Annotated in this window: 18 protein-coding genes; 9 read left to right on the top strand and 9 right to left on the bottom strand. The window is 73.1% G+C overall.

Annotated elements, in window-relative coordinates:
- Positions 1–77 precede the first annotated feature (77 nt).
- Complete coding sequence (locus BKA05_RS18480) at positions 78–1055, top strand: NAD(P)H-quinone oxidoreductase (protein WP_179532737.1); 978 nt, start codon at positions 78–80, stop codon at positions 1053–1055.
- Between the two features lie 28 nt (positions 1056–1083).
- On the top strand, positions 1084–1713 hold the full coding sequence (locus tag BKA05_RS18475) for a bacterial proteasome activator family protein (RefSeq protein WP_179532736.1): 630 nt from the start codon (positions 1084–1086) through the stop codon (positions 1711–1713).
- Between the two features lie 32 nt (positions 1714–1745).
- On the opposite strand, the gene BKA05_RS18470 is transcribed toward BKA05_RS18475, so the two are convergent.
- From BKA05_RS18470 to serS, 5 genes are all read right to left on the bottom strand, one after another.
- Positions 1746–2417, bottom strand: coding sequence for a hypothetical protein (locus tag BKA05_RS18470; protein WP_179532735.1), 672 nt, complete (start codon positions 2415–2417; stop codon positions 1746–1748).
- Positions 2418–2434: 17 nt separating this feature from the next.
- Complete coding sequence (locus BKA05_RS18465) at positions 2435–3391, bottom strand: HAD family hydrolase (RefSeq protein ID WP_343045755.1); 957 nt, start codon at positions 3389–3391, stop codon at positions 2435–2437.
- Positions 3388–3825: a GNAT family N-acetyltransferase gene (locus BKA05_RS18460; protein ID WP_343045754.1), complete on the bottom strand. Its 438-nt coding sequence runs from the start codon at positions 3823–3825 to the stop codon at positions 3388–3390. The genes BKA05_RS18465 and BKA05_RS18460 overlap by 4 nt, the downstream gene beginning before the upstream one ends.
- Positions 3826–3887: 62 nt before the next feature.
- Positions 3888–4718, bottom strand: coding sequence for an HAD-IIB family hydrolase (locus BKA05_RS18455; RefSeq protein ID WP_179532734.1), 831 nt, complete (start codon positions 4716–4718; stop codon positions 3888–3890).
- A complete protein-coding gene (serS, locus tag BKA05_RS18450; protein WP_179532733.1) occupies positions 4715–5992 on the bottom strand; it encodes a serine--tRNA ligase in 1278 nt (425 codons plus the stop codon). The genes BKA05_RS18455 and serS overlap by 4 nt, the downstream gene beginning before the upstream one ends.
- Before the next feature lie 74 nt (positions 5993–6066).
- Here serS and BKA05_RS18445 point away from each other — a divergent pair, with 74 nt between their 5' ends.
- On the top strand, positions 6067–7644 hold the full coding sequence (locus tag BKA05_RS18445; RefSeq protein ID WP_343045753.1) for a bifunctional phosphatase PAP2/diacylglycerol kinase family protein: 1578 nt from the start codon (positions 6067–6069) through the stop codon (positions 7642–7644).
- A 79-nt stretch (positions 7645–7723) separates the two neighbouring features.
- Entirely contained in the window at positions 7724–8464 is a 741-nt protein-coding gene (locus BKA05_RS18440) for a GIDE domain-containing protein (RefSeq protein WP_179532731.1), read from the top strand.
- A gap of 28 nt (positions 8465–8492) precedes the next feature.
- Here the strand turns inward: BKA05_RS18440 and BKA05_RS18435 are convergent, their stop codons facing one another.
- On the bottom strand, positions 8493–8891 hold the full coding sequence (locus BKA05_RS18435; protein WP_179532730.1) for a DUF4446 family protein: 399 nt from the start codon (positions 8889–8891) through the stop codon (positions 8493–8495).
- Positions 8892–8914: 23 nt separating this feature from the next.
- On the opposite strand from BKA05_RS18435, the gene BKA05_RS18430 reads away from it, so the two are divergent.
- Entirely contained in the window at positions 8915–9757 is an 843-nt protein-coding gene (locus BKA05_RS18430; protein WP_179532729.1) for a prephenate dehydratase, read from the top strand.
- A 2-nt stretch (positions 9758–9759) separates the two neighbouring features.
- On the opposite strand, the gene BKA05_RS18425 is transcribed toward BKA05_RS18430, so the two are convergent.
- Positions 9760–10098, bottom strand: a complete 339-nt coding sequence (locus BKA05_RS18425) for a hypothetical protein (protein WP_179532728.1) — start codon at positions 10096–10098, stop codon at positions 9760–9762.
- A gap of 173 nt (positions 10099–10271) precedes the next feature.
- Here BKA05_RS18425 and BKA05_RS18420 point away from each other — a divergent pair, with 173 nt between their 5' ends.
- The 4 genes from BKA05_RS18420 (at position 10272) to BKA05_RS18405 (ending at position 14409) form a co-directional block, all read left to right on the top strand.
- On the top strand, positions 10272–11489 hold the full coding sequence (locus tag BKA05_RS18420) for an arginine deiminase (RefSeq protein WP_179532727.1): 1218 nt from the start codon (positions 10272–10274) through the stop codon (positions 11487–11489).
- A gap of 140 nt (positions 11490–11629) precedes the next feature.
- Entirely contained in the window at positions 11630–12007 is a 378-nt protein-coding gene (locus tag BKA05_RS18415; protein ID WP_179532726.1) for a Crp/Fnr family transcriptional regulator, read from the top strand.
- A 62-nt stretch (positions 12008–12069) separates the two neighbouring features.
- Complete coding sequence (locus BKA05_RS18410) at positions 12070–13053, top strand: adenylate/guanylate cyclase domain-containing protein (RefSeq protein WP_179532725.1); 984 nt, start codon at positions 12070–12072, stop codon at positions 13051–13053.
- Between the two features lie 60 nt (positions 13054–13113).
- Positions 13114–14409 (top strand): MFS transporter, encoded by a 1296-nt coding sequence (locus BKA05_RS18405; protein WP_179532724.1) that lies wholly within the window; start codon positions 13114–13116, stop codon positions 14407–14409.
- Positions 14410–14475: 66 nt separating this feature from the next.
- Here the strand turns inward: BKA05_RS18405 and BKA05_RS18400 are convergent, their stop codons facing one another.
- Both BKA05_RS18400 and BKA05_RS18395 read right to left on the bottom strand, forming a co-directional pair.
- Positions 14476–15330: a DUF5926 family protein gene (locus BKA05_RS18400; RefSeq protein WP_179532723.1), complete on the bottom strand. Its 855-nt coding sequence runs from the start codon at positions 15328–15330 to the stop codon at positions 14476–14478.
- A 10-nt stretch (positions 15331–15340) separates the two neighbouring features.
- Positions 15341–16156, bottom strand: a complete 816-nt coding sequence (locus tag BKA05_RS18395; protein ID WP_179532722.1) for a glycerophosphodiester phosphodiesterase family protein — start codon at positions 16154–16156, stop codon at positions 15341–15343.
- Positions 16157–16167: the final 11 nt, after the last annotated feature.

The raw sequence follows: 16167 nt of genomic DNA, 5'->3' as shown, positions 1-16167 counted from the left end.
CCGCGGGACGTCATACGTCCAGCGGCAGCGGACGTCCCCTCCGTATGACGTCCCACGGGCCGGGTAGCGTCGGCGCCATGCGTGCCGTCGTCGCCCAGGGGACCGGTGGTCCCGAGGTCCTGTCCGTCGCCGAGGTGCCCGACCCGCAGGCCGGGCCCGGGGAGGTCGTCGTGCGGGTCGCGGCCGCGGGCCTGAACCGTGCCGACCTGCTGCAGCGGATGGGCTTCTACCCGCCGCCGCCCGGCGCCTCGGACGTCATCGGGATGGAGTGCTCCGGCACCGTCGCCGAGGTCGGCGAGGGCGTGACGCAGTGGGCGGTCGGCGACGAGGTGTGCTGCCTGCTCGCCGGGGGTGGGTACGCCGAGCTCGTGGCCGTGCCCGCGGGGCAGGTCATGCCCGTGCCCGACGGGGTCGACCTGGTCACCGCCGCCGCGCTGCCGGAGGTCGCGGCGACCGTGTGGTCCAACGTCTTCATGGTCGCCGGCCTGCGCCCCGACGAGACCTTCCTGGTCCACGGCGGCGCCGGCGGCATCGGCACCTTCGCCATCCAGCTCGCCCACGCCCTCGGGGCGCGGGTGGCGACGACCGGCGGCACGGCGGAGAAGCTGGAGTTCTGCCGCTCGCTGGGTGCCGACGTCACCATCGACTACCGCGAGCAGGACTTCGTCGAGGTGCTGCGCGAGGCGACCGACGGCCACGGGGCCGACGTGATCCTCGACAACATGGGCGCGAAGTACCTCGCCCGCAACGTCGACGCGCTCGCCACCGAGGGCCGGCTCGTGGTCATCGGCATGCAGGGCGGCACCAAGGCCGAGCTCGACCTCGGGGCGCTGCTGAAGAAGCGCGGTGCGGTCGTCGCGACCTCGCTGCGCGCTCGGCCGGTCGAGGGCAAGTCGGCGATCTGCGCCGGGGTCGTCGAGCACGTGTGGCCGCTGGTCGCCGAGCAGAAGGTGCGCCCGATCGTCCACCAGGTCCTCGCCCTCGACGACGTCGCCGCCGCCCACGAGCTGATGGGCTCGGGTGCGCACACCGGCAAGATCCTGCTCACCCCGTGAGCGGCGTACCCCGTTCTAGGGTGGGCGCATGAGCGAGCAGCACTCCCCCACCGAGCAGCCCGGCCCGCAGGGCGAGCAGCAGGTCGTCGTGGTCGGCCCCGACGGCCGCCCGATCGGCACCATGCCAGCCGCGGCCGCGATGGCGATGGTCAGCCAGGGCGCCCCGTCCCCGGAGGGCACCACTGGCGACTCCGACGACGAGCGGCACCTCACCGAGCTCGTCGAGCAGCCGGCCAAGGTCATGCGCATCGGCGGGATGATCCGCCAGCTGCTCGAGGAGGTGAAGGCCGCTCCGCTCGACGAGGCCAGCCGCAACCGGCTGCGCGACATCCACGCCGCCTCGATCACCGAGCTCGAGGCCGGGCTGGCCCCCGAGCTGATCGAGGAGCTGCACCGGCTCAGCCTGCCCTTCACCGAGGACGTCACCCCCTCCGAGGGCGAGCTGCGCATCGCCCAGGCCCAGCTGGTCGGCTGGCTCGAGGGGCTCTTCCACGGGCTGCAGACGGCGATCTACGCCCAGCAGATGGCGGCGCGGGCGCAGTTCGAGCAGATGCGTCGTGGGCTGCCCGCCGGCCACGGCGGCCAGCCGGGCCAGCCCGGTGCCGGCGGCCAGGAGCCCGGCCCGACGCCCGGGGACTCCGGGGGGATGTACCTCTAGGTCCGCCGCCCGGCACGCTTCAGCGGCCGGGCTCAGCGCCGGCCGAGCCGCCCGACCACGAAGAGCCCCAGCACGCCGAGCACCGCCAGCGCGGCGCCCGGGGCCGCGGCACGACCCAGCGGGGTGGGCGGGTCCACGGGCAGCGCCTCGAACTCCGCGCCCGTCGGGCTCGCGGGCACCGGCGGCACGGGGTTGGGCAGGAGTCGGTCGAGCGCGTCGCGCAGGTCGCTGTCGGCCACGGCCGTGCCCGAGTCACCCGCGGCCAGGAAGACCACCGGGTCCGCGGGCTCGCCGTCGGTGGTCTCGGCCTTCACGAAGAAGACGACGTCCTCGCCCTCGGGCAGCCGCCCGAGGTTGCACTCGCCGCGCACGTTGCGGGTGGTGACCACCTCGAGCTCCGCGGCGACGCTGACCCGGGCGGCCTTGTAGACCTCCTGGACCTCGACCTGGTGGGTGATCCGCACGCCGCGCTGACCGTCGTCCAGCGCCGCTGCCTTCGCACCGACCACGGTGCCGGTGAAGACCGCCTGGGCCTGCCGGGTCTGCATGCTGACGCCCTGGTCGGTGCAGGAGGGGTCCTCCGCGGCGTACGCCGCCGGGCCGGTCGCCCCGAGCACCACCCCGCACGCCGCCACGAGCCCGAGCAGGGCCAGCACGAGGCCGGCCGCGAGCGCGGTCGCGGGGGGTCGGGTCGTCGTCGGCACGGGGAAATGAGAGCAGATCACAGGTCGAACACACCAGCCAGGACGCGCGCCACGCCGTCCTCCTCGTGCCCGGGCGCCACCTCGTGGGCCACCTCGACGACGCTGGGGTGCGCGTCGGCCATCGCCCACGAGCGGCCCGCCCACGCCAGCATCGGGATGTCGTTGGGCATGTCCCCGAAGGCGATCACCTCGTCGGGGCCGATACCGAGGTCGGCGCAGACCATCGCGAGCGTCGAGGCCTTGGTCACCTGCGCCGCGCTGATCTCCAGCAAGGTGGTGCTGGAGGACCAGGTGATCGTGAGCCGGCCACCGGTCGCGGCCTCGGCCCGGTCCCAGAACTCCTGCGGCCCCAGCTCCTCGTGCCGAGCCAGCAGCTTCCACGCCCCGGCGGTGAGCAGCTCGTCGACGTGCGCGCGGCGGGCCGCGTCGGGCACGGGGTAGCGCTCCATGAACTCGGGCTCCAGCTCGATGCCCGCACGGGTCTCGACGGCGTACGACGTCCCGGGCACCGCCTCGCGCAGCAGCCGGGCGAACTCGCGACCGACGCCCACCTCGATCGGCCGCTCGAGCCGGGCGCTGTCGGCGGCGACGTCCCACACGGCCGCGCCGTTCGAGATCACCGCCAGCCCGTGCGAGCCCACGTGGTCGAAGACGTCGCGGGCCCACCGCAGCGGCCGGCCGGTCACGAAGACCACCGGCACCCCCCGCCGCTCGACCTCGAGCAGCACCTCGCGCGTGTAGTCCGACACCGAGCCGTCGCTGCGCACCAGGGTGCCGTCGAGGTCGGTGGCGACCAGGCGGGGTGGTCTCGACGCCCGCTCCTCGCTGGCGCTCGTCGCTGCTCGACCACCCGGCACGGGACCCTCCTCGCTGGCGCTCGTCGCTGCTCGACCACCCGGCACGGGGCCCTCCTGGCTGGCGCTCGTCGCTGCTCGACCACCCGGCACGGGGCCCTCCTCGCTGGCGCTCGTCACGGGAGGGACCGCCCTTCGGGCACGGGCCGCACCATCACGAGGTTGCCGTCGTCGTCGGAGCCGCGCAGGCCGGTGAAGCCGTTCTTGGCCAGCACCTTCAGGCTGGTGGCGTTCTCGGGGCTGACGCTCGCGCGCACCCGGACGCCGTCGGCGTCGGCCGCCTCGAGCATCGCCGTGAGCGCCTCGGTCGCGAAGCCCCAGCCGCGTGCCTCGGGCACCAGCCCGTAGCCCACCTCGGTCTCGAGGACGCCGTCCTGCGCCGGTGCCGGCGGGCCGAAGAAACCGATGGAGCCGAGCACGGTCCGGCCACGGACGATGCTGCGGGGGCCCCAGGGGTCGCCCTCGACCCACAGGGTGGCGGCGTCGACGTCGTCGGTGCGGGGGAAGTCGGGGTGCCACTCGGGTCGTCGGCGGCCGCCGCGCAGGTCGGCCACGACGTCGGCCGACCACAGCGGCAGCTCGAGCCGTGCGGTGGCGAGGAGGGGGGACGGGGTGCTCAGAAGTACCGCCCCAGCTCGAGGGCGGCGCCGTCCTCGTCGACGGGAGCCGTCACGTCGTCGGCGGCGGCGCGGACCTCCTCGATCGCCTGGCCCATCGCCACGGACCGGCCGGCCCAGGCGAACATCTCCAGGTCGTTGCGGCCGTCGCCGATCGCCAGCGCGTCCGCCGCCGAGACGCCCAGGTCGTCGCAGACCTGCTGCAGCCCCGAGGCCTTGGAGACACCCACCGGCGAGAGGTCCATCCAGGCGGTCCAGCCCACGACGTAGTCGGTGCCGTGCAGCCCCAGCCGCCCCGCGAGGTCGACGAAGTCCTCCGCGGTCGCCTGCGGATCGCGGATGATCACGCGGCTCACCGGCTCGGCGACGATGTCCTCGACCGGGGTCTCGATCATGTCGCCGGACAGCTCACCGGCCGGGAACGGCCTGTTGACCCGGTAGCCGCGCCCGCGCTCCTCGACCCCGACCAGGGCGTCGGGGTGCTCCTCGAGCACGGCTATGACCGCGGGCCGGGCGTCGAAGGTGTGCTCGTGGACGATGTCCATCGGCGGGTAGCGGAAGACCACGCCGCCGTTGGAGGCCACCACCCACACCGGGTCCTCGGGGTCGTCGAGGCCGAGCATGTCCGCCACCGGGGTCATGCCGTGCGGGGAGCGGCCGCTGGCCAGCACCACGTGGGCCCCGGCCGCGCGCGCCCGGCGTACGGCGTCGGCGACCGCGTCGGAGACCTCGGCGTGGGTCTGGCCCGATCCCTCGACCCAGCGCAGCAGGGTGCCGTCGATGTCCAGGGCGACCAGCTTCGGCACCCAGCCGGGAGCCGGCACGCTCACGCGCCGACCGGCTTCAGGACCTCGAGCCCGCCCATGTGCGGCTGCAGGGCCTTCGGCACGCGCACCGACCCGTCGGCCTGCTGGTGGGTCTCGAGGATCGCCACGATCGTGCGGGTCATGGCGCACAGGGTGCCGTTGAGCGTGGCCAGGGGCTTGGTGCCGTCCTCGAACCGGCCGCGGATGTCGAGGCGGCGGGACTGGAACTCGGTGCAGTTGGAGGTCGAGGTGAGCTCGCGGTACTTGCCCTGGGTGGGGATCCACGCCTCGCAGTCGAACTTCCGGATCGCCGAGAGGCCCAGGTCGCCGGCCGCGACGTCGATGACGCGGTAGGCCAGCTCGAGCTTGCCGAGGAACTCCTTCTCCCACGCCAGCAACCGCTCGTGCTCGGCGTAGGACTCCTCGACGGTGGTGTAGACGAACATCTCGACCTTGTCGAACCAGTGGACCCGGATGATCCCCTTGGTGTCCTTGCCGTGCGAGCCGGCCTCCTTGCGGAAGCACGGGCTGAAGGCGGCGTAGCGCAGCGGCAGCGTGGCCGGGTCGAGGATCTCGTCGGAGTGGTAGGCGGCCATCGGCACCTCGGAGGTGCCGACGAGGTAGAGGTCCTCGCCCTCGATCCGGTAGACGTCGTCGGCGGCCTGGCCGAGGAAGCCGGTGCCGTCCATGGCCCGCGGGCGCACCAGCGACGGGGCGATGACCTGGGTGAAGCCGGCCTCCCGGGCCTGCTCCATCGCGAGGTTGACCAGCGCCAGCTCGAGCTGGGCGCCGACGCCGGTGAGGAAGTAGAACCGGCTGCCCGACACCTTGGCGCCGCGCTCGATGTCGATCGCGCCCAGGATCCTGCCGAGCTCGATGTGGTCGCGTGGCTCGAAGCCCTCGGCCTCGAAGTCACGGGGCGTGCCGACGTGCTCGAGCACGACGAAGTCGTCCTCGCCGCCCTCGGGCGCCTCGGGAGCCGCGAGGTTGGGGATCTCCTGCAGGGCGCGCTGCCAGGTCTCCTCGGCCTCGCCGCGGGCGGCCTCGGCGGCCTTGACCTCGGCGGCCAGCGCCTTGGTCTGCGCGAGCAGCTGCTGCTTCTCCTCGCCCTGGGCCTTCGGGATGAGGGCCCCGAGCTGCTTCTGCTGGGCGCGCTTCTCCTCGAACGCGGCGATCGCGGCGCGGCGGGAGGTGTCGGCCTCCAGGGAGCGTGAGACGACCTCGTCGGACAGGCCGCGCTTGGCCAGCGCGGCGCGGACGCGGTCGGGCTCGTCCCGCAGGACCTTGGGGTCGATCATGTCGTGAAGGCTATCCCTGGGGTGGGGCTGTCCTCACCCCGGTTGTGGGTGGGGGCTCTGCCATGCTGTGGCGCGTGCTCGACCGCTCCCGCTCCCTGCTGCTCGGCTGGGGTCTCGCCTGCCTCGCGACCCTCGCCCTGCTGGCGTTCGCGGTCACCGAGGGCTGGGGTCCGCTGGCCGACGTCGACGCCCGCGGTGGCGGCCCCGACGTGCCCTACGTCGAGGCCGGGACCCGCGCCTACGACCTGCTGCGCTGGATCGAGCTGACCTTCGGCACGACCGGCATGACGGTCCTCACCATCGCCACCGGGCTGGTGATGCTCCTGCGCGGGCACCGCCGCGCGGCGGTCGTGGCCCTCGTCGTCCCCGGCCTCACCGCGCTGGCCACGACCTGGCTGAAGGTGTGGATCGGCCGTGAGCGCCCGGACTGGCAGAACCCCGAGGCGCTGCTGGAGTCCAACGCCTTCCCCTCGGGCCACGCCTCGTCGGTCGCCGCGCTCGGGGGCGTGGTCTGCGTGCTGGTGCTGATGCTGGTGCGTCGCGCCACCGTGCGCCGCCTCGTGTACGCCGCGGTCGGGCTCGTCGTCGTGGGCGTGTGCCTGGACCGCGTGCTGCTCGGCCGGCACTTCCCCAGCGACGTCGTCGGTGGGGTGCTGCTCGGTGCGGGCATCCTGCTGGTGGTCCTGGCGGCGTACTCGCCGTTGCCGCGCAGCCACGCCCAGAAGGCCGAGCCGCTGCCGCAGGCGGTGCCCTCGACGCGTCGGCTGGCCGTCGTGCTCAACCCGATCAAGGTCGAGGACGTCGACGTCTTCAAGTCGACCGTCACCGGCATGGCCCGCGAGGCCGGGTGGGCCGACCCGACCTGGCACCTCACCACCGTCGAGGACCCCGGCACCGGCATGGCCGAGGAGGCCGCCGTGGCCGGCGCCGACCTCGTGCTCGTCTGCGGCGGCGACGGGACCGTGCGCGAGGTGTGCGCCGAGCTCGCCGGCACCGGCATCCCGGTCGGCATCGTGCCCGCCGGCACCGGCAACCTGCTGGCCCGCAACCTCGACATCCCGCTCTACCTGCGCGCCGCGATCGACGTGGGCCTCACCGGCCAGGACCGCGCCATCGACATGGTCGAGGTCTCCGGCGACGGGATCGAGGACTCGCACTTCATGGTGATGGCCGGCATGGGCTTCGACGCCGCGATCATGGAGGGCGTCAACGAGGACATCAAGAAGCGCGTGGGCTGGCTGGCCTACGTCCTCTCCGGGCTGAAGTCGCTGATGTTCCCCGCGGTGAAGGTGGAGATCTCCGTCGACGGCGGGGAGTTCACCAAGCACCGCGCCCGCACCGTCGTCGTCGGCAACGTCGGCTTCCTCCAGGCGGGCATGCCGCTGCTGCCCGACGCGGCCATCGACGACGGCCTGCTCGACGTGGTGATCCTGCACCCGAAGAACTTCTTCTCCTGGATCCCGCTGGCCTGGCGGGTGCTGCTGAAGCTGCGCCACACCGACGAGCTCGTCGACCGGCGCACCGGCTCCTCCGTCGTCGTCCGGGCCGCCTCGGAGACCCCGCGCCAGCTCGACGGGGACTCCATCGGCCCCGGACGCGAGCTGCGGATGCGCTGCGTCCACGGCCGGGTGCTGGTGCGCGTCCCGCGCTGAGCGGCACCACCCGCTCCCACCGTCGTACCGGTCCTGACCGCCCTTCCCGAGGCAGGCTGGTTCTGGGAGGGTCGGGGCCATGGGCTGGTTCCTCGTCGCTCTGCTCGCCGCCGTCGTCGCCGGCATCGCCTGGTGGACGGGGCGCTCCGCGACCCGGCGCCGTGGCCGGCTGCTCGCCACGGAGACCTCGACGGTCGCCACGCTGACCGAGGTCGCGGCCGCCGCGACCGGTGCGGCCGGGGCGGGCTCCTACCGCGAGGTGGTCGAGCTCAGCGGTGAGGCGCACCCCGGGCCCGGCGGGCGGCTGACCTCCCCCGAGACCGGCACGCCCTGCGTGTGGCACCGGCACACCGTGACCCGCCGCTACACGAAGGTCACCAAGGACTCCGAGGGCGAGAAGTCCACCTCCACCGCCGAGGAGACGGTCACCTCGCAGACCTCGACGACCCCGTTCGTGCTGCGCGACGGCACCGGCGAGGTGCTCGTCGAAGCCTCGGGCGGGGTGGACGGGGCGCGCAAGTCGCTCTCGGAGTTCCGCGAGGGCCGGCGGGGCGGGGGCCGCGACACGATCGGCTTCGAGCACGAGGAGTGGGTCCTCGAGCCCGGCACCCGGCTCTTCGTCGCCGGCGAGGTCAGCGACGACGGGGGCGTCCTCACCCTCCGCAAGCCGGCCAAGGGCGACCTGGTCGTCACCACCCGCTCCGAGGAGCAGCTGCTCGACTCCGCTGCCGGCTCGGCCCGCACCGCAAGCATCGTGGCCAAGGTCGCCGGCGCCGCCGCGGTCGTCCTCGCCCTGGTCGGTCTCGTCTCGCTGCTCTGACGCCGAGCGTGAGCGACGCTTCGGCGGGTCAGGGGCGGGCGGCCTCGATCGCCTCGGTCTCCTCGGGGGAGAGCTGCTGGTCGCAGCGCCAGGCGGACACGGACTTGGCGTAGGTCCGCGCCTCGGAGCGGCCGTGGATCGAGGTGAGCACCACGCCGTTGCCGCCATCGTCGAGCAGCGCGACCGACCAGGACAGGTGACCGCCCATGTCACCGAAGGCGTCGTAGCGCACCGCGGCGAGGTGGCGCAGCGCGTCGCGGCCCTCCGCCCGCAGCGCCGCGACCTCCTGGCGCAGCCCCAGGACGTCCTCGGGCAGCGCGTCCGGCCCCTCGCGGCGTACGCCGGCGCGCACCGTCCGGAGGGCGAGCACCGCGCACCCGAGGGCGGCGAGTGCGACCACGAGCGTGAACACGTCCAGGACCACCACGCAGGAAAACCTAGACTGCGCAGGTGCCGAACCCGCGACGCATCGCCTACCAGGGAGAGCCGGGCGCCAACTCCCACATCGTGTGCCAGGAGCACTACCCCGAGCTCGAGGCGCTGCCGTGCGCCTCGTTCGAGGACGTCTTCGCCGCGGTGACCTCCGGCGAGGCCGAGCTGGCGATGATCCCGATCGACAACTCGATCGCCGGCCGGGTCGCCGACATCCACCACTTCCTGCCCGGCAGCGGGCTGCACATCGTCGCCGAGCACTTCCTGCGGATCCGCTTCCACCTCATGGGTGTGCCGGGCGCGACGCTGGAGACCATCCGCACCGTGCACAGCCACGTGCACGCGCTGGGCCAGTGCCGCAGGATCATCCGCGAGCACGGCCTGACCCCGCTGATCTCCGGCGACACCGCGGGCGCCGCCCGCGAGGTCGCCGAGGCCGCCGACCCGAGCCAGGCCTCCATCAGCCCGCCCCTGGCCGCACAGATCTACGGCCTCGACGTGCTGGCGACCGACGTCGAGGACGAGGACCACAACACCACCCGCTTCGTGGTGCTCTCCCGCGACTTCGTGCAGGCCCCGGCCGGCAACGGCCCGGTCGTCACGACGTTCGTGTTCAACGTGCGCAACCTCCCGGCTGCGCTCTACAAGGCGCTGGGCGGCTTCGCGACCAACGGCGTCAACATGACCAAGCTCGAGAGCTACATGGTCGACGGGCAGTTCACCGCCACCCAGTTCCTCGCCGAGGTCGACGGTCACCCCGACGAGACACCGCTGCGCAACGCACTGGAGGAGCTGGCCTTCTTCACCACCGACGTCACGATCCTCGGCGTCTACCCGGCGGACCGCTTCCGCTGGGTCTGAGGTCAGCCGGCCAGGCTGGGCCGGGCCGTGGAGCTGGCGCGGCGCTCGCGCAGCCCGGTGAACGGGTCCTCGCCGACGCTGGCGTGGTGGCGGCACTTGCCGGCCATCTCGCGGATGGCGCGCTCGTGGGAGGGCTCGCGGGTGGCCGGGGCGAAGCTCGAGAGGAGCAGGATCTGCAGCCAGGTGCGCAGGTCGGCCTCGCTGATGTCGAGGAAGGCGACCACGCCGTCGGAGTCGCGGTAGGTCAGTCGAGCGGACTCGCGGTCCCACGCGAGCGCGCTAGCAGAGTGACGCTCGATCGCTACCTCGATGTCCCAATCCACGCCGAACAAGCCCCCCATGTCGGCCTCAGCCACAACGGCAGGGAGCGCACGAAGGGTTCATGCCCCCCTGACATATATGACCATAAGATCGCGGCCTTCCGTTGACAGCAATACCCCACCAGGTATTGGTCCGCCGGTGTGACGTGCACGTGCACCGCGGGCGGACCGCTTCGACGCCCTAGGGTGACCCCATGACCCAGAGCCCCGCCCACTACGCCGACAGCGAGGTCGGTCGCCTCCGGACGGTGATGCTGCACCGCCCCGGCCACGAGCTCAAGCGCCTCACCCCCAGGAACAACGACCGGCTGCTCTTCGACGGGATCCCGTGGGTGGCACGGGCCCAGGAGGAGCACGACGCGTTCGCGGAGGCCCTGCGCAGCCGCGACGTCGAGGTCCTCTACCTCACCGAGCTGCTGACCGAGACCCTGCAGGACGAGATCGCCCGCAACCACGCGATCACCGCCGCCCTCTCGGGGTTGCACCTCGGCGACACGCTGCGCGCCTACCTCGCGCACTTCCTCCACGACGCCTCCCCCGAGGAGCTCACGGCCTACCTCACCGCCGGCATCCGCAACGACGAGGTGCGTGGCGGGTTCGGCCTGGTGACCTCGCTGCTCTCGCCGTACGACTTCCTCGTCGACCCGCTGCCGAACCTGCTGTTCACCCGCGACTCCAGCGTGTGGGTGCGCGACCGGGTGGCCGTGACCTCGCTGGCGATGCCCGCGCGGGCACGCGAGACCCAGCTGACCGAGCTGATCTACACCGAGCACCCGCGCTTCCGCGGCACCCGCAAGATCCACGGCTGGCACTCCGAGCACGTGGAGGGCGGCGACGTCCTGCACCTCGCGCCCGGCGTCATCGCCGTGGGCGTCGGGGAGCGTACGACGCCCGCCGGTGTCGAGCGCTTCGCCCGCCAGGTCTTCCACGCCGGCCTGGCCCGCACCGTCCTGGCGGTGCCGATCGCCCAGGAGCGGGCGACCATGCACCTCGACACCATCTGCACGCTGGTCGACGTCGACAAGGTCGTGATGTACCCCAACGTCGCCGACCACCTCGTCGCCCACGCCGTGACCCTGGCCGAGGACGGCGACGAGGCGACGCTCAGGCTCGACGTCGCCCCGCCCGAGCCGTTCCTCCTGGCCGCGGCCAAGGCCATGGGCATCGACCAGCTGCACCGCATCGACACCGGCCTGGACCCGGTCACCGCCGAGCGCGAGCAGTGGGACGACGGCAACAACACCCTGGCCCTGGCCCCGCGGGTGGCGGTCGCCTACGAGCGCAACGACCAGACCAACGAGCGGCTCGAGGAGGCCGGGATCGAGGTCGTGCGCATCGCCGGCTCCGAGCTCGGCTCGGGCCGCGGCGGACCGCGCTGCATGAGCTGCCCGATCACCCGGGACCCGCTCTGACGCCGGGGCTGGCACCCGGGCCGACCTGCGGCCGACCCGCCGCTGACCTGCGGTGATCTGCAAGACCTCTGCTTTACACCGCTGACACACCTCGGCGAGGATGCGTCGCGGGAGGACCACCACGCTTCGGAAGGGAACCCATGTCGTTCTTCAGCTCGTTCAGCCCGGAGGAGATCGCCAAGATCAGCTCCGCGGGGACCCGCGTGACCCTGCCCGAGGGGTGGGCCCCGATCTCCGAGCGGACCGGAGCCGACAAGGCCTACATCATCCTCTCCGGCACCGTCTCGGTCCGCCAGCACGGCAAGGAGATCGCCCAGCTGGGCCCGGGCGACATCGTCGGCGAGGCGGCGATCCTCAACCACTCGTTGCGCACCGCGAGCATCGTGGCGCTCTCGCCCCTGGAGCTGATCCACTTCACCCCCGACCAGCTGCAGCGCCTGGCCGTGGAGATGCCGTCCTTCGGGGAGGCGCTGGAGAGCCTGGCCAAGGAGCGCTTCTCGGGCGGGTCCGACTCCTGAGCCGACCCCCCTCACCCGAGCAGACGCCCGACCCGGCCCCCGGCCCGGACGCGGCGCCGGCCGTGGCTCCGGACCAGCCGACCGGTCAGGACGGGGACGGCGTCGAGGCGCTGCTGCTCGGCGGTCGTCCGGGGCTGACCCGCGTCGAGGTCGCGGCGGCTGTCGGCGTACCCGTCGAGGTGGCGCAGGAGCTGTGGCGCCTGCTCGGCTTCCCCGCGACCGCCGACGACGACGTGGCGTTCACCGAGGCCGACGTCGAGGCGCTCCAGCTGGCCGTCGACCTCACCGGTCTCGGCATCCTCGACGACGACTCGCGCTCGGCGCTGGTCCGCACCTGGGGTCGCTCGTTCGCGCGGCTGGCGGAGTGGCAGACCACGTTGATGGCCCGGGTCGCGGCCGCCGATCCCGACGGCGACCCGACGGCTCAGATGGCGATGCTCACCGGCGAGGTGGTCCCGCGGGTCGAGCGGCTGCAGTCCTACGTGTGGCGGCGCCACCTCGCGGGCGCCGCGGGCAGGCTGCTGGCCGGCGCCGAGGCCACCGCCTCCGACACCACCCCGCTGGCCGTCGCGTTCGTCGACATCGTCGGCTTCACCTCGCAGTCGCGGTCCATGGCCGACGAGGAGCTGGTCCGCTGGATCGAGACCTTCGAGTCCCGCTCGACCGAGGTCGTGCTCGACCATGGCGGTCGGGTCATCAAGAACATCGGCGACGAGGTCCTGCTGGTCGCCGACACCCCGGCCGACGCGGCACGCATCGTGCACCTGCTGGTGTCCATGGGCGCCGACGACGAGGACCCGTTCCCCGCGGTCCGCGCGGGTGTCGCGTACGGCGACGTGGTGACGCGGCTGGGCGACGTGCTCGGCCCCACGGTCAACATCGCCGCCCGTCTGACCTCGCTCGCCCGACCGGGCACGGTGCTCGTCGACGACGGGATGCACGAGGCGCTCGAGGACGACCCGGGGCTGGCCTGGCGGCGGCTCCCCCGCGCCTCGGTGAAGGGGTACTCGCGGCTGCAGGCGTGGGCGCTGCGGCACCGCACGTGACGTTTACCTTGATGTAGAGTTTCTCGACGTCAAGAGAGTTTGCGTCCTCGGGAGGTCGGCGTGGGCCGGGTGCTGAGCAGGATCCTGTCCGACGACCCGTTGATCCGGGCGATGTCCTACCAGTCGGTGCTCTCCGCCTTCGGTGAGGGCGCGTTCCTCACCGGGTCGGCGTTCTACTTCACCCAGGTCGTGGGGCTCTCGGCCGCCCAGGTCGGGCTCGGGCTCACCATCGGTGGGCTGGCGGTCTTCGCCGGGTCCGTCCCGCTGGGTCGGCTCGCGGACCGGGTTGGCACCCGGCGTACCTGGATCCTGGGCAGCGCCCTCGAGGCGCTGCTCTTCGCCTCGTGGGTGCTGGTCGACGGGTTCGCCGGCTTCGTGGCCGTGACCATCGCGCTGGACCTGGCGCAGACGTGGGCGCGGGCCGGGCGCAACGCCTACCGGTTCGAGGTGTTCCCCCGCGAGACCCGGGTGCGGTCGCTGGCCTACATGCGGGCCTCGCGCAACGTCGGCTACACGCTGGGGGCGGGCGCCGGCGGCATGGCGCTCGCCGCGCCCGGCAACGGCCCGATCATGGCCATCCCGATCGTCACCGCCGCGATCCTGGCCGCCAACGCCGTCCTGGTGACGCGCCTGCCCCGCCTCTCCCGCGAGGACGAGGCCGCCGCGCCGACCGAGTCGCCGCTCGAGGGTGCGCTGGAGGCGGTCTCGGGCCGTCGCAAGGACCCGAGGGCGGCACTGCGCAACCGCGGCTTCCTGGTGATGTCGACCTTCGACGGCGTGCTCTCGACCCACCAGGTGCTGCTCAACGTCGTCATCCCGCTGTGGCTGGTGCAGGAGACCGACGCGCCGCGTGAGCTGCTGGCGCTGCTCTTCGGGACCAACACCGTGATGGCGGTGGCCCTGCAGGTGGCCGCCGCCCGGGGGGTCGCCGACGTGACCTCGTCCTTGCGCGCCCAGCGCCGCGGTGCGTTCTTCTTCGTGCTGTCCTGCGCGATCGTGCTGGTCACCCACGACACGGTCGGCTGGGTGACGATCCTGCTGGTGTGGCTGGGCCACGTGACGGTCACCGGCTCCGAGCTCTACCAGTCCGCCGGCCAGTGGGGGCTGCAGGCCGAGCTGTCCGACCCCGACCGGCGCGGGGAGTACCAGGGCGTCGCCAACCTCGGTTACACCATGGGCACCGTCTGGGCCCCCGCCGCGTTCACCTTCCTCGCCATGGAGGTCGGCACGATCGGCTGGCTCACGATCGCGGCGATCGTCGTCGTGGCCGTCGTCGGGCTCGCCCCGGCCGCCCGGTCCGCCGAGCGGCACCTGGCGCGGGTCACGGCGGTGGGTGGGGGCGCCGTCGCGGGATAGTTCGAATCAGATCTCACCCTTACTGCGCAGTAAGGGTGAGATGTGATGCGTCGTAACCCGGCTCCCTCAGCGCAGCGTGACCTGCCGGTTCGCCAGCCCGTTGCGGGCCGAGCGCTCCTCGGGGGTCAGGTCGGAGGTGTTGGCGAGGGCGGCCTCGAGGTCCTTCGCGAACGCGGCGGCGGGCTCCTCGAGCGCCTCCGCGCCGGTCCCGACCTCGAGGTCCCACACCGGGGCGAGGACGCCGTGGGTGCGGAACATGCCGACGAAGCGGGCGCCCGGCACCAGCACGTCCTTGCCGGCCACGTGCAGGCGGGCGAGTGCGGCGAGCAGGGCGTCCTCGGGCTGAGGCATCACCCAGCGCAGGTGCTCCTTGGTGCCGATGGAGGTCCAGTACGCCGCCTCGACGCTGCTCAGCCGCGAGGTCGGGATGGCCGCCTCGTTGGCCTGGTCGAGCGCGCCCGCCATGGCGTCGGAGTCCTCCACGTCGGAGAGCCAGAAGTCGAAGCCCTCGTGGACGGTCACGTCCAGCGAGTCACCGGTCACGAGGTCCTGCAGCCGCGCCCCCTCACCCGGAGGGTCGGTGAGGCCCACGATGCCGACCTCGCCGGCCTCGGCCTGGGCGATCGCCTTCTCGAGCACCGCCCCGAGGTCGCGCGCCGGGTCGCCGAAGTGGTGCTGGACCTGCAGGCCCAGCCAGATCGCGCCGGACTCGCGCACCATCGCGGGCGCCGCCATCGGCAGCAGCGAGCACAGCACGACCTCGCGGTCGGACCCGGCGAGGGTCAGCGGCGCCGTACCGGCCGGGACGAGCTCGCGCAGCGCGATCACGTCGCACTCCGAGGGCAGCCCCTCGAAGGGCCGCTTCACGAAGGCGGGGAGCGAGGTGCGGGCCTTGCCCTTGACGCGGTTCTTCTTACCCATGGCCGCGAAACTACCCGTCGGCCCCCGCCTGCTGCTCCAGCAGGTCCAGCAGGTACGCCGGACGGTCGGTGATCACGGCCCGCACACCGAGCTCCTGGCAGACCCGGAGGTCGTCGGGGGTGTTGACGGTCCACACGTGCATGTCGTGCCCCGCGCGGGTGATGCTCTCGCCCAGGCGGCGGCTCTCGTGCAGCAGCTTGACCCCCGGCCCGAGCAGCCAGTCCCTGCCCACGACCCGGCGCAGCACCGGCCAGTAGGGGATGTGCTCGATCAGCTGCACCAGCTGCACGTCCGGCGCGAGCCGCTCCATGCGCTGCAACGCCGTGTAGGAGAACGACATGACCCGGACCGGCCCGCCGGGGCGGTCCCAGCCGAAGTCGCGCAGCAGCTCGGCCACCCGACGCTCGACCAGCCCGCCGTAGCGGGTCGGGTGCTTGGTCTCGACCGCGATCTCGACCCGCCGGTCGAGGTCGGCGACGACCTCGAAGAGCTTGCGCAGCGTCAGCACGCGACCGTGCTCCTCCACCTGGTCGGGGCGTTCGTCGTCGAGCTCGGCCCAGGGGTGCTTCCAGGAGGAGAAGTCGAGCTGGTCGAGGTCGGCGAGGTCCATCGTCGAGACCAGGCCCCGGGTGGAGGCCGTGCGGCGCAGGTTGCGGTCGTGGACGCACACGAGGTGGCCGTCGGCGGTCAGCCTGACGTCGCACTCCAGGCCGTCGGCCCCCGCCTCCAGGGCGGCGAGGTAGGCCGCGAGCGTGTGCTCGGCGTACTCGTCGCTGGCGCCCCGGTGCGCGAGGACGAGCGGGCGATCGGGGGCGCGCGTGCTCACGGGGCCATTGT

The sequence above is a fragment of the Nocardioides marinus genome (assembly GCF_013408145.1).
Taxonomy (GTDB): domain Bacteria; phylum Actinomycetota; class Actinomycetes; order Propionibacteriales; family Nocardioidaceae; genus Nocardioides; species Nocardioides marinus.
Note: the sequence above shows the minus strand (reverse complement) of the source record. Positions and strands in the feature narration are given on the sequence as shown.